Below are 13,846 nucleotides of genomic sequence, written 5' to 3' on the forward strand. Positions count from 1 at the left end.
GCTCTGGCTCTGGCTCTGGCTCTGGCTCTGGCTCTGGCTCTGGCTCTGGCTCTGGCTCTGGCTCTGGCTCTGGCTCTACAGTATTGTCCTTAGCTACCATTTCGATCACAACATCTGTTTCTTCGATACTCTCAGAAACTTGATTCTTTTCTTTTTCTTCAGCCGCCATCTGTCTATTTATGGCCGCAATCTCTGCTTCAGTATCTATACCTGCATCGGGATCCGACAGAAGAGACTCTAAATAATCAAAAACTAATTTCTGAACACCTTGAACTTCATCCAACGTTTCTAGGTTCTTTTTGGACTTACTCATAGAACCTCCTGCTTTTGACGCTCAAGCAACGAACGCAATAATCGTGCATATGAATGAACCCCTCGGCTGCTTGAATCCATAACAGAGGGAACAAGTCCTCGGATACTAGCATTACGGAACTTGGTATCTACTGGTATGACTGCATTGGAGATTTCATTCGGGTATTTATTATGCAATTCACGCAAACTACTAACAGAGGCCTGGGTACGGCGATCATAAAAAGTTGGAATGATCGTAAATGATAGTTTCTTATTTTTACTACGGGCTCTATTAATCATACTAATAGTACGCACCATACGTTCTAAGCCTTTTAACGCTAAAAACTCTGTCTGCACAGGAACCAATAAATGCTGACATGCAGCCAAAGCATTAACCATCAACACGCCTAAAACCGGCGGGCTATCAATCAACACATAATCATAACTATCACGAACTTGAGCCAAAGCTTTTGCGACCTGCAGCCCCATACCTTGCTCGCCTATAGCTTTCCTTTCTAGAGTCGCCATAGCAGTGGACGCTGGAATCAGATCAATACGTTCATGGCTACTTTTCAACAATAAACGTTTAACCCCTTCACGATTAATTTTATTCTTGGTCGCAAACAGGTCATAAACACTATACTCCAACTCATCTGGGTCATAGCCGAAATAACTTGTTAAAGAACCATGAGGGTCCAGATCGACTAATAAAACGCGATAACCGACCTCGGCCAGTAGCCCAGCTACTGTCACAACCGTCGTCGTTTTACCGACCCCACCTTTTTGATTGGCTACAGACCATACATGCATTTATCTTTCTTCCTGCTGTGAAGAATCAGGCTCTGCTCGTCGGAACAAGACCTCGCCATCACCGGTTTCAATTTGCTCGATAACTGGGAGCTCTTTTTTATCTGGATTAGCGAAAACAGTTGATACAGCATCAGCACTTACTTGCTGACTACCAAATGAAGAGACTGTTCTCCGCACTTTTTCATCTCGAGATACAACAATCAGCACTCGGCGATTTAATCTTTGCCCTTCCGCTGTTCTGTTGCTGTAAGCCGGCTGAAATTCACCATAACCTACAGCGGCCATACGTTCAGGTTCTACACCAAAATACGCAAGCAACCGGACGACAGCGGCTGCACGTGCAGCAGAGAGTTCCCAATTTGACGGAAATGCGTCTGTAGATATTTTTTGGTTATCCGTAAACCCTTCCACATGGATAGGATTTTCTCTACCTTTCAGCATTTCCGCTATTTTATCTAATAATTCATCTGCTGCAGCATTAGGTAATGCGCCACCAGAGGGAAATAAGTAATTTGACCTCAATTCAATTGAAAGCCAAAGATCATTACCTGTAATTTTAATCTGTCCATCATCAATCAATGAGGAAAAATCAACTTCCATCTCCTCTTGTAACGCCTTTAAAGCATTCGTTTCTTCTTGATCCGGTACTGAAATCGTTACTTCTGGCGCATCAACATCTGTTTTCCCACCCGTAAAAACACCAAACCCACTATTACTACTCCCTTCAGTCGTTGTTTTATTGACCTCTTCACCTTGATTCAGACCAACAAACACGCCAGAAAGCGCTTCCGTTAAGTGTTTATACTTTTCTTCATTGACTGAAGAGATAGCGTACATGACGACAAAAAAAGCAAACAGTAGGGTAATAAAGTCCGCATAAGAAATAACCCATCGGTCATTTCTTGGGCCGCTGTCTATTTTTTGTCGACGTGGCATCTAACCTAAATACCCTTGTAAACGCTGTTGAATTGCCTTGGGGTTCTGTCCTTCTGCTATAGACATCAACCCATCCAAAATCATCTCTTGATGCTGGTAACGCATTAGCACTAAACTTTTAATTTTATTGGCGACAGGGATCAAAAATAAGTTCGCAATACCTATACCGTATATTGTAGCAACGAACGCAGTAGCTATACCTGCACCTAATGCAGCTGGATCTGAGAGATTACTCATCACATGAATTAACCCAAGCACTGCACCAATAATACCTAATGTCGGTGCATAGCCGCCCATACTTTCAATCACTTTTGCCCCCTGAAGGTCTCGTTGCTCTAAAGTAACAAGCTCAACCTCTAAGGTACTACGGAGAATGTCTGGGCCTTTACCATCAGCAAGCAAAAGCAAACCTACTTTTATAAAAGAATCTTTTTCTTTATCTGCTTCAGCCTCTAAAGCTAATAAACCTTTTCGCCTAGCAATAACACACCAGCTAACGATTTTATCAACATTCTGACTGAGATCTTGTTTATTACGCCCAAACGCCCAACCAACAAGCCTGAATGCTCTTGCAACATCTTGACCCGGTGACTGGATAATAGCCGCAGCGAACGTCCCACCAATAACAATCACCGCCGCGGGCACGTTCAGTAATTCCTGTAACTGCCCACCTTCAAGAAGATTACCCCCAAGTACCGCAGCTAGGGCTATTAAGACACCAAGTATTGCAGTTAAGTCCATAGATTAAGGCCTTTTACTACCGAGAATAGAAACTAATTCAGTGAGATCAAAAACAGCATCGGCCAGTCCCGCATTAATAACTGCCTGAGGCATTCCATAGATAGTGCAACTTTCTTTATTTTGAGCCCAAATTGTTGCACCTTGCTGCCTTAGCATTCTTGCGCCATCACAACCATCCGCTCCCATGCCTGTTAATATGATCGCTAACACTTTTTTACCAAAACTTTTTGCCACGGACGCATAAGTAACATCCACACTTGGCTTATAGGTCAGTCTATCATCACCTGGCATGATCTTAATTTTATCACTACTGCGTGGATCAATAATCATCTGACACCCGCCCGGTGCAAGCAATGCTCTACCCGGCTTCAAAAAGTCGCCATCTTCCGCTTCTTTCACTGCAATATCACACTGTTGATCTAAGCGCGTAGCAAACACTGATGTAAACGCTTTCGGCATATGCTGAACCAGTAAAATAGGATGGGGGAAGTTAGCAGGAATCTGTGTCAAAATTTGCTGTAGTGCAGCGGGCCCTCCAGTCGATGAGCCTATAACAACGACTCTACAATCAGGCACGGCCTTTTTACCATAAGCGCTTTGAGATGGACGAGGGGCTGTCTTCGCGGTCTCTTTTGTCTTCCCAGCTTGAGCGCTATTAGATGCAAAACGATTACTGGAAGTCGGTGATCTAGGCGAAGTAACATCCAGCGATGTCTTGAGTGTCGATACTGGTTCTGACTTAAACACTCTAGATGAGCTAGCACTTGGATCAGAAAAACGATTCCGCAACCCTGCATGCCGAGAACGTCCTAACGCCACAACCTTGTCACGCAGTTGCTTCTCTAAAGAGCCGGAATGCGCCATCCATGCACGCATATCCTTAGAAAGGTAATCAAGTGCCCCTGCCTCAAGCGCTTGTATAGTGACTCGTGCTCCCTCAGATGTTAATGATGAGAGCATCAAGATATTTGTAGGGCATTCACGCATTATGACCCGAACAGCTTCAATACCATTCATTTGGGGCATTTCAACGTCCATAGTAATAAGGTTAGGGCGCAGGGCCTTAGCTTGCTCTATAGCCTCCTTACCATTTTTTGCGGTGCCTACAACCTCTATTCGACAATCCCCAGAAAGTAGATCGCTGATACGATGTCTAAAAAAACCGGAATCATCAACAATCAGCACCTTAACTGGCATAAATCACGCTCCTATCGAAGTTATTAAGAAGCGTAATGTTTAAGCAAGTTGGGGATATCAATAATCAATGCAATCCGGCCATCACCTGTAATTGTCGCACCAGAAAGTCCTGGAGTGCCATGTAGAATAGTACCTAATGGCTTGATCACGACCTCTTCTTGACCAACCAACTGATCAACAACAAAACCCACTCGTTGCGTACCTACAGTTACAATAACCACATGCCCTTGCTCAGGAAGGTCAGCACTTTGCAGGCCATCAATCAACCAACGTTTTAGATGGAAAAGCGGTAACGCTTGATCGCGCACGATAATTACTTGCTGCCCATCAACTACGTTTGTTTTTGTTAAATCAAGATTGAATATTTCATTTACATTTACAAGAGGCAGAGCAAAGGCTTGCTCCTCTAAGATAACCATTAAGGTTGGCATAATAGCTAATGTTAAAGGAACCTGAATCGCTATACGTGAACCTTGACCGATCACTGAATCAATACTCAATGTACCATTCAGCTGGGTAATCTTAGTTTTAACTACATCCATGCCGACACCACGGCCAGACACATCAGAAATCTCTTTCTTAGTTGAGAAACCTGCCGCAAATATCAGGTTAAAACATTCCTGTTCAGTCAGCCTGCGAGCAGCTTCAGCATCCATCATACCGCGCTCAATAGCGAGCTCTCGTAGCTTCTCTGCATCCATTCCGGCACCATCATCCTGTATTATCAACAGAATGTGATCGCCTTCCTGCTCTGCAGATAGAAGCACATGACCTTCACGATCTTTACCTGCAGCAGCCCTGACATCAGGCGCTTCGATACCATGGTCAACCGCATTACGCACTAAGTGAATAAGCGGATCAGCCAAGGCTTCAACCAAATTTTTATCTAAGTCTGTCTCTTCACCCCGTAGCTCAAGGCGAATCTCTTTCTTTAAATTTCGAGATAGGTCTCGAATTAAACGCGGAAAACGGCCAAATACTTTTTTCACCGGCTGCATTCGCGTTTTCATCACCGACATTTGCAGATCAGCGGTTACCATATCTAAAGTGCCGAGTGCTTTTGCCATCTCTTCATCTTCGCGGGTAACCCCTAAACGGACCAGTCGATTCCTGACAAGTACCAGCTCACCTACCATGTTCATAATTTTATCAAGTAAGCGCGTATCTACACGCACATTACTTTCTGGCTGAGGTTTGGCTTGTTGGTGAGCCGCTTTAACAACGGCGGAAACGGCGCTTTCTTTCTTTTCAGCCACTGGCGTTGGAGTAGGCGCTACAGCAGCAACAGGGGCTGGCGCTACAACAGCGGCCGGCGCTGGAGTAGGAGCGGGAGCGGGTTCATGTACTGCTTCAACAGCAGGCGCTTCCACAAAAGCACCTTTACCTTGTGCTTGTAGCTCATCTAATAAAGCTTCAAATTCATCGTCTGTAATTAGCTCAGGATCCGCAGAATCATCAACAGCAGGCGGCTCTTTAGTTGCTACCGCTGCATCCGGCCCTTTACCTGGACCATGTAATTCATCCAACAAGGCATCAAATTCATCATCGGTAATAAGGCCATCATCTACAGGCGCTTCATTAACCTCCGGAGCGACCTCAGGCAAGTCACCAAGATCATCCAACAGCATATCAAATTCATCAATTGTTGGATCCTGTGAATTAGGCGCACTCGATGCCGGAACTGGGGCTGGGGCTGGGGCTGGGGCTGGAGCTGGAGCTGGAGCTGGAGCTGGGACAGTTTCAGCGGCAACAGGTTTTGGGGCTTCACCCTTAGTAAACGCTACTAGAGCTTGGATCAGTTGTGGATTAGCTTGTTCGAGCACCTCGCCATTACGCACAGCTTCAAACATAACATTGACACTATCTAAAGCTTGGAGCACAACATCCATAAGTTCAGAAGTGACTTTAATGTCACCATTGCGCAGCATATCAAATAGGTTTTCTGCGTTATGGCAACAATCGACCATAGGCTCTAATTGCAAAAAGCCTGCGCCACCTTTTACTGTATGGAATCCTCGAAAAATTGCATTGAGCAGATCACTATCGTCTGGACGCTGTTCCAGGTCGACTAACTGTTCGGATAACTGCTCAAGGATTTCTCCTGCTTCGACAAGAAAGTCTTCAAGAATTTCCTGATCCACTTCCAAACTCATATGGCGCTCCTCTTAAAAACCCAGACTGGATAACAAATCATCGACTTCATCTTGGTCACTGACAACATCAGCATGTTCTTTCCTGATTTGCGGCCCTTCAGCCTGAATAGGATTCTTATTATTAGTCTGCTTATCGTCAGACTCTATGGACATATCAACGCCCGATATTCTTTCAACTTGAGCAGCCATTCCCATCAACGCGACGAGATGGTCTTCAACATTTGTAACGAGATTAATGACTCGGCGAATTAGTTGGCCGGTAATATCTTGATAGCTCTGAGATACAACAATATCTGTTAGTTCTTCACGCAAGGTACTAATGGTTTGTTCTGACTCTTCCTTTACCGCACATGTTCGGTCATAAACACCCTTAAGCGAATCATGTTCTTTTTCTAACTGACCAACCAAAAGCAGTAAATCTTTAAACCGTTCACTCTGTTTATCTAATTTATCAACCAGTACTAAAGCTTTATCAACACGATCCATTGTCTCGTGAGCATTTTTTTCGGTTACTTCAATGACATAGTTTAAACGTTCAGCAGCATCAGTCTCAGCTTGAGGAGTTCCATCAATATTGAGGCTTCGTCCTAACTCACTTGAGAACGATTTAATGGCTTCATGCAGCCCTCTCGTAAGATGCCCTACTTCACTAAAAAACGTCTGGTGACGAAACTCATGAAGTTCGCGAATAATCTCCATCGCATCAGGTAATTTACCTTCGTTGAGAACAGAAACAAGTTCCTGCGCCTTCAACTGCAATTCCATTTCAAAGTGACTTAAGCCATTGCCTGTTTCTGAAATCATTTAAAACTGACCTTTTATTATTTAACTCAGGCGCTCAAAGATTTTGTCAATCTTTGCCTTAAGTACCGCAGCAGTGAACGGTTTAACGACATAACCATTCACCCCAGCCTGAGCGGCAGCAATGATTTGCTCTTTTTTAGCTTCAGCAGTAACCATTAATACTGGCATTGCGGCCAAATTAGGATCAGAACGAACCTCTTTCAAGAGATCAATCCCAGTCATGCCTGGCATATTCCAGTCAGTCACTAAGAAATCAATACCGCCTTGCTTCAGAATTGGCAAAGCAGTCTGCCCATCATCCGCTTCAAGAACATTTGTCATGCCCAAGTCACGTAATAAGTTTTTTATAATTCGTCTCATTGTGGAGAAATCATCCACTACAAGAATCTTCATGTCTTTATTCAAGACCAGCCTCCAATTAACTCTGCGCAACCCATTGAGTCTACACTAAATTACCGCAATTACGTTGAGTCTTAGCAACCTATTATTGCCATTCGCTTAATCGCGACCGCAATCTTAGTGCTGCCTGACTATGAATCTGGCTTACCCTAGATTCACTAACCCCTAAAATTTGACCAATCTCTTTTAAATTAAGCTCTTCATCATAATAGAGCGCTAATACTAATTTTTCCCGTTCCGGCAAATTATTTATAGCGCCACTTAGTGCTTTTAAAAATGATTCTCGCTCGAAATGCTGATTTGGCCCAGGGTCATCATTGGCAAATGATTCACCTGGCCCTTCATGCTGAGGATTAATCATCTCTTCAAAGCTAAACAAACGGCTATCAAGGGTATCTTTTAACAGATTGTGGTATTCATCCACAGAGATCCCCAGTTCTTTTGCTACTGAAGCATCACTCGCATCTCGACCTGTCCGTGATTCTATTTGCTGAATTGCCTCAGTCACTCGCCGACTATTTCGGTGTACTGACCGCGGAGTCCAATCGCCACGGCGCACCTCATCAATAATAGAGCCACGAATGCGAATCCCTGCATAAGTTTCAAAGCTAGCACCTTTTGCAGCATCGTATCGTTTGGCCGCCTCAAGCAGGCCAATCATACCCGCTTGAATTAAGTCATCGAGCAACACTGTGGCTGGCAATCGAGCCAGTAAGTGATGGGCGATACGTTTAACTAGCGGCGCATACTGCTGAATTAACTCATCACTCGATTGTAATTGCAGCTGGTTGTACATACTGCCTCTTTATCAATCCGATGGGCGAGCTCCTTGTACAAGCCGCTCAACAAAAAACTCTAAATGACCTCGGGGCACAGTCTGAACTGGCCACCCATTTACTTTATTCGCTAATTGACGATATGCCAAGGATACTTTGCTCTTTGGAAAAGCTTTTAAAACAGCGACTTGGCGTTGCACCGCTTTACGAACATTTTCATCATAAGGGATTGAACCCACATATTGAAGCGTGACATCAAGAAACCGATCAGTAACTGTTAATAACTTACCAAACATATTTCTACCTTCATTGTCCGTTCTTACCATATTGGCAAGGACACGAAAGCGCGTCATTTTATAATCACGATTTAACAGTTTAATTAAAGCATAGGCATCTGTAATTGACGTAGGTTCATCACATACAACAACCAGCACTTCCTGAGCGGCTTTAACAAAACTAACCACAGAATCCGAAATACCTGCCGCGGTGTCAATGATTAACGCATCAATATCATCAGAAACCTCATTAAAAGCATGGATTAACTCTGCATGTTCATGAGGAGAGAGCGCTGTCATCTCCTGCGTACCAGAACAAGCAGGTACAATTTTTAAATTTTCACAGACATCCAGCATGACCTCTTTTAGCCCACACTCACCACTTAAAACATCTGCAATATTTTTTTTCGGGCGCAAACCAAGCAACACATCAACATTCGCCAATCCTAAATCAGCGTCCATTAAAACAGTACGGTGCCCTAAATCACTTAATGCCATCGCCAAGTTAACAGAAACGTTTGTTTTACCAACGCCTCCCTTCCCGCCAGTCACAGCAATTACTTTAACGGGCCTATGTTGATCAATCATTATTTCACCACTAACCCATTTTATACGCTGAGTCTAACGCGACCGCATTTTTTTCAGCTTCAATTGCTCTTTGCGCCGTAATCACAGCTCGACTTACAAGCTCATGTTTTTGGGCAATATCGATATCATCAGGTATGCGCTGCCCATCAGTGACATAAGTCACAGGCAGGCGTTTTTCCACAATTAGCGAGATCGCCTCACCCAAACTACCTGACTCATCCATTTTGCTTAAGACACAACCATTCAACCCAAGACTTTTATAAACATTAAAAGCTTGTTCGACGACTCGGCGCTGACTACTACAAGAAACGACTAATAGTTTTTTTAGACGCAAAGTTACACTTTCAAGCATCTCCAACTGCGCCTCGCTATGCGGCTCTTGCGCATTCAGCCCCGCCGTATCAATAAGTACGAGACGTTTATTTTTCAGAGAGTGCAGAACATCATCTAAGCTATTCGCTGCATCAACAACCCTGACAGGGACATCCAAGATACGCCCAAATGTCCGCAACTGTTCATGGGCTGCTATACGGAAGGTATCAGTTGTCACTAAGGCTAAGCTTGAACTGCCATACTTCAATACATAACGCGCCGCCAGCTTACCTATAGTGGTTGTTTTACCTACACCTGTAGGTCCTACAAATGCAACCATACCACCACGCTCAATAAAATCTTCACCAAGCACAGGAATAGAATCCGATAAGCGAGACAAAGCATTTTTCCATGCTTTATTAGGCGGCAGCCCCACTTCCATAGAACCTAAAAGATGGGCTGATAATTTTTCACTAACGCCCAACATCTCCAACTTTCGCTGCAATGGGGGCTTGGAAAAACTAGAATTAACATTTGTTGCCGATAAAGCCTGCTGACTTAATAGGTTTTTGAGCTGTTCAATTTCATTCTGCATTGATCTAATTAAGCTACTTCCCATCTCCTCTTCAGGCTGAGAGATTGATAGCTCTTCACGCAGATCGAGACCAAGATCGGCGTCATCAAGCACCGAACCCGTCATGAAATTTCGGTGAGCTGCATCCGCTTTCTGCTTCTGCCTCTCTTTAAGTGACGCTAAGATTGCGCGCAGTTCATCATCATCATTATCAAGCTGCCGATTAACTTTGCCAGATGTGTCATAATTTTGACCACCCCCCATCTCAGCTTCAGCGATTTGCATTCGGGCCTTTTGCAATTCACTTGCAAGATCCCCTTTTTGACCATGAGTTAAAACGTCAATTTGGCTTTGGCGCTTCTGCTCTATTTTCTTCTTACGAGAAAACTCTTGCTGTGCCGCTTCATAATCGTTTTCATGGGCAGCAACAACCTCAACACCACCCGCAACGCGATGGTTCGATACAATGACGGCATCAGGACCGATTTCATCCCGAACCCTACGCATGGCCTGTCGCATATCTGGTGCGAAGTAACGTTTCACTTTCATATCAATTCCTTATCGGCCAAATAAGGCTCAGCTAAAATATACTTAACCATTAACTTCACCTCCCACCGTCGCAACGATAGTGACCTTTTTATTTTCAGGAATTTCCTGATAGGAGAGCACATGGATCTGATGCTCACCATAACGAACAAACTTAGACATTAACGGCCTAACAGGCGCTGCAACCAAAAGTACTGAAGGACGCCCCATCATCTCTTGCTGTGTAGCCGTTTCAGATAAAGACGATTGTAATCGCTCAGCCATACCCGGTTCCAAAACTAAACCATTATCTTGCCCTTGCTGCACAGAATTCAATAACAACTGTTCCAACTGTGGAGCCAAGGTAATAACAGGTAATTCAGGCTCTGAACCATTAATATTCTGAACAATTAAGCGCGCTAACGAAATTCGGACAGCCGCTGTTAATCCGAGTGGATCTTGAGTTCGACTCACGGCATCAGCCAGTGATTCCGCAATCGTTCGGAAATCTTTTAAAGGCACCTGTTCCATTAACAAGTTCTGCAATACCTTCAATAGCACACTGAAAGAGAGCTTGCCCGGAACCAGCTCTTCCACCAGCTTAGGGGAAGTTTTGGTCAACATATCAAGAAGCTGCTGCACTTCTTCATGGCCCAACAACTCATGCGCATGCACTTGAAGCAATTGATTCAAATGCGTAGCAACCACTGTAGACGCATCGACAACCGTATAACCTAGAGACTGAGCCTGTTCTTTTTGAGACTGCTCAATCCAGATCGCATCAAGCCCAAAAGCAGGATCTTTAACCTCAACACCCTGCAACTTACCAAAGACCTGACCTGGGTTTATCGCAAGCTCTCTATCTGGATAAACTTCAGACTCACCCACTACAACACCCATTAAGGTAATACGATACGCACCCGGTAAAAGGTCAAGGTTATCGCGAATATGAACAGAGGGAACCAAAAAACCTAAGTCTTGAGATAGCTTTTTACGCACCCCCTTAATACGACTCAGCAGCTGCCCACCCTGCATTTTGTCGACCATAGGAATCAAACGGTAACCCACTTCAAGACCGATCATATCAACCGGCATCACATCATCCCAGTCTAGATCTTTCTTCTCAGAATCGTCTTCTTTTGGCAATTCGGCCTGCTCTTTCGCCAACACAGCTTCATCAGATACCTTCTGTTTCTCTTTCTGAATAATCCACCATGCACCCCCTCCAGAAGCCGCTGCTAATGATAGGAAAGCCACATGAGGCATACCTGGAATAATCCCCATAATAGTCATAATTCCAGCAGAGACAGCCAACGCCTTTGGCGAAGCAAACATTTGGGAAATAACTTGCTTCCCCATATCATGGGATACATTTTGACGGGTAACCATGATCGCCGCGGCGGTAGATAGTAATAACGACGGTATCTGCGCAACCAACCCATCACCGATGGTTAATAGGGAATAGAAACGCATAGCGGTTTCAAAGTCTAAATCATGCTGCAGCATGCCGATGCCCAAACCGCCCAGCAAGTTGATGACCAAAATCAAAATACCCGCTACAGCATCGCCACGAACAAATTTTGAAGCACCATCCATAGAACCATAAAAATCAGCTTCTTGAGTCACATCTTGACGGCGAGCTCGCGCCTCTTCTTGCCCAATAAGGCCAGCATTAAGGTCCGCATCTATGGCCATCTGTTTGCCGGGCATTGCATCCAACGTAAATCGAGCACTTACCTCTGATATACGTCCGGCACCTTTAGTCACCACAACAAAGTTGATAATGATCAGAATAAGGAAGACAACAAAACCAACTACATAGTTACCGCCGACAACCACCTCACCAAAGGCTTCAATCACCTTACCGGCAGCATCACCACCCTCATGGCCAGCCAAGAGAACCACACGGGTTGAGGCTACGTTCAAGGAGAGGCGCATCAATGTTGCAATCAGAATAATGGTCGGAAAAATAGCAAAATCGAGAGGGCGGTCTGAATAGACACAAACCAAAAGAACAACAATAGAAAGAGCAATATTAAACGTGAACAACACATCTAATAAAAAAGGCGGAACAGGCAATGTCACCATCGCCAAGATAACAAGCAGCAGCAAAGGCACACCTATATTGCCTTTACTTAATCCGCGAACATTATCGAGAATTACCGCTTTATCCACCCAAACCCCAAACCGTCAAAAAAACATCATTTAAAAGTATCATTCGACCAATACAGCACATACTTACACAGACAAACAAAAAAATACGCTGTTTTTTTGACGAATAATTACACAATGGCAAGAAAATGCAATTTTCGAGCCATTTATAGATCGTCTTTAAACTCATCAGGAATAGGTAATTCATCCACCTTGACCTCTGTAGGCCGTTCAGCTTCTCGACTTTTAAAACGCTTAAGCTGAAACACATAAGCCAACACTTGAGCCACAGCCATATACAACCCTGAAGGGATTTCATCATTAATTTCAGTAGAGTTATAGATAGCACGCGCTAAGGGCGGAGCAGATAGTATAGGTACATCATTTGCCTCAGCCACCTCTCTAATTTTCAGCGCAACAAAATCCACCCCTTTAGCAACCATGATCGGCGCCGCCCTATCATCTCCCTCATACTTCAATGCAACCGCATAATGAGTAGGGTTAGTGATCACTACATCGGCTTCTGGAACTGCGCTCATCATCTGCCTCTGCGCAATCTCTCTCTGCAACTGACGGATACGCCCCTTAACTTCAGGCTTCCCCTCAGTATTTTTCAATTCATCTTTAACCTCTTGCAAGGTCATTTTCATTTTCTCGGTGTATTCATAGAGCTGATAAGGTACATCAACCATTGCAACCAATATCAACACCGCGCTCAATGCCATAAACACCCAGATAATAATCTCTAACGCAGAGTCTATTGCAGGCCTAGGCTCGAACGTAGCTAGAGCCAAAAGTTCCCCCCTTATATTCCAAAGAATAAGAATGGCAAACCCACCCACCAAAGAGAATTTTGCTATAGCTTTAAATAACTCGACTAAAGACTTCAGGGAAAACATTCGCTTAATACCCGCCAACGGGTCAATGCGACTACCTTTAGGCGCAATAGAATCAGCGCTAAAATTCCATCCACCTAAAGCGATAGGACCAACAATAGAGGCAACAAGAAGAGAGAAAAAAACACCTGCCAAACCCAGCAATGCATCCCACACCGACAGATCAAAGTGCGCAAGCATTTTATTCGGATCAAAAATAGCTTGTCTATCAAGCACAAAATTACTCTCCATCATGCCAAGCATATGCTCAGCAAGCTGGGAGCCAAAAATAATGACTGAGAAAACAGCAGCCATCAAGACCAAGGTTGTTGCGAGCTCCTTAGATCGCGGAACATCGCCTTTTTCCCGGGCTTCACGTATTCGCTTGGGGGTGGGGTCTTCGGTTTTCTCTTGACCTGAATCTTCTGCCATAAGACCC

Annotated in this window: 13 protein-coding genes; all 13 read right to left on the reverse strand. The window is 44.3% G+C overall.

Going from position 1 to position 13,846, the window contains the following annotated elements:
- On the reverse strand, positions 1-313 hold a 313-nt coding region (locus Q4492_RS12830; protein WP_303418575.1), incomplete at its 3' end, for a hypothetical protein.
- Positions 310-1,101: a ParA family protein gene (locus Q4492_RS12835; RefSeq protein ID WP_303418578.1), complete on the reverse strand. Its 792-nt coding sequence runs from the start codon at positions 1,099-1,101 to the stop codon at positions 310-312. The genes Q4492_RS12835 and Q4492_RS12830, both read right to left, overlap by 4 nt.
- On the reverse strand, positions 1,102-2,037 hold the full coding sequence (gene motD / locus Q4492_RS12840) for a flagellar motor protein MotD (protein ID WP_303418580.1): 936 nt from the start codon (positions 2,035-2,037) through the stop codon (positions 1,102-1,104). It abuts the gene before it with no gap.
- Positions 2,038-2,778: a flagellar motor protein gene (locus Q4492_RS12845; protein WP_303418583.1), complete on the reverse strand. Its 741-nt coding sequence runs from the start codon at positions 2,776-2,778 to the stop codon at positions 2,038-2,040.
- A gap of 3 nt (positions 2,779-2,781) precedes the next feature.
- Positions 2,782-3,975, reverse strand: coding sequence for a chemotaxis response regulator protein-glutamate methylesterase (locus Q4492_RS12850; RefSeq protein ID WP_303418586.1), 1,194 nt, complete (start codon positions 3,973-3,975; stop codon positions 2,782-2,784).
- Positions 3,976-3,998: 23 nt separating this feature from the next.
- The gene (locus Q4492_RS12855; protein ID WP_303418589.1) at positions 3,999-6,128 is read right to left on the reverse strand and encodes a chemotaxis protein CheA; all 2,130 of its coding nucleotides are present in this window, start codon (positions 6,126-6,128) and stop codon (positions 3,999-4,001) included.
- Positions 6,129-6,140: 12 nt separating this feature from the next.
- Positions 6,141-6,932 (reverse strand): protein phosphatase CheZ, encoded by a 792-nt coding sequence (locus Q4492_RS12860; protein ID WP_303418591.1) that lies wholly within the window; start codon positions 6,930-6,932, stop codon positions 6,141-6,143.
- Positions 6,933-6,953: 21 nt separating this feature from the next.
- Positions 6,954-7,325 carry a response regulator gene (locus tag Q4492_RS12865; protein WP_067866463.1) on the reverse strand — a complete coding sequence of 124 codons (372 nt, stop codon included), beginning with the start codon at positions 7,323-7,325 and terminating at the stop codon, positions 6,954-6,956.
- Positions 7,326-7,416: 91 nt separating this feature from the next.
- Complete coding sequence (locus Q4492_RS12870; RefSeq protein ID WP_303418595.1) at positions 7,417-8,127, reverse strand: RNA polymerase sigma factor FliA; 711 nt, start codon at positions 8,125-8,127, stop codon at positions 7,417-7,419.
- A 12-nt stretch (positions 8,128-8,139) separates the two neighbouring features.
- Positions 8,140-8,970: a MinD/ParA family protein gene (locus Q4492_RS12875; RefSeq protein ID WP_303418596.1), complete on the reverse strand. Its 831-nt coding sequence runs from the start codon at positions 8,968-8,970 to the stop codon at positions 8,140-8,142.
- A 10-nt stretch (positions 8,971-8,980) separates the two neighbouring features.
- The gene (flhF, locus tag Q4492_RS12880) at positions 8,981-10,405 is read right to left on the reverse strand and encodes a flagellar biosynthesis protein FlhF (protein ID WP_303418598.1); all 1,425 of its coding nucleotides are present in this window, start codon (positions 10,403-10,405) and stop codon (positions 8,981-8,983) included.
- A 42-nt stretch (positions 10,406-10,447) separates the two neighbouring features.
- Positions 10,448-12,556, reverse strand: a complete 2,109-nt coding sequence (gene flhA, locus Q4492_RS12885; protein ID WP_303418601.1) for a flagellar biosynthesis protein FlhA — start codon at positions 12,554-12,556, stop codon at positions 10,448-10,450.
- A gap of 143 nt (positions 12,557-12,699) precedes the next feature.
- Entirely contained in the window at positions 12,700-13,839 is a 1,140-nt protein-coding gene (gene flhB / locus Q4492_RS12890) for a flagellar biosynthesis protein FlhB (protein WP_303418603.1), read from the reverse strand.
- Positions 13,840-13,846 lie beyond the last annotated feature (7 nt).

This window comes from Neptuniibacter sp. 1_MG-2023 (assembly GCF_030547185.1).
In the GTDB taxonomy this organism is placed as follows: domain Bacteria; phylum Pseudomonadota; class Gammaproteobacteria; order Pseudomonadales; family Balneatricaceae; genus Neptuniibacter.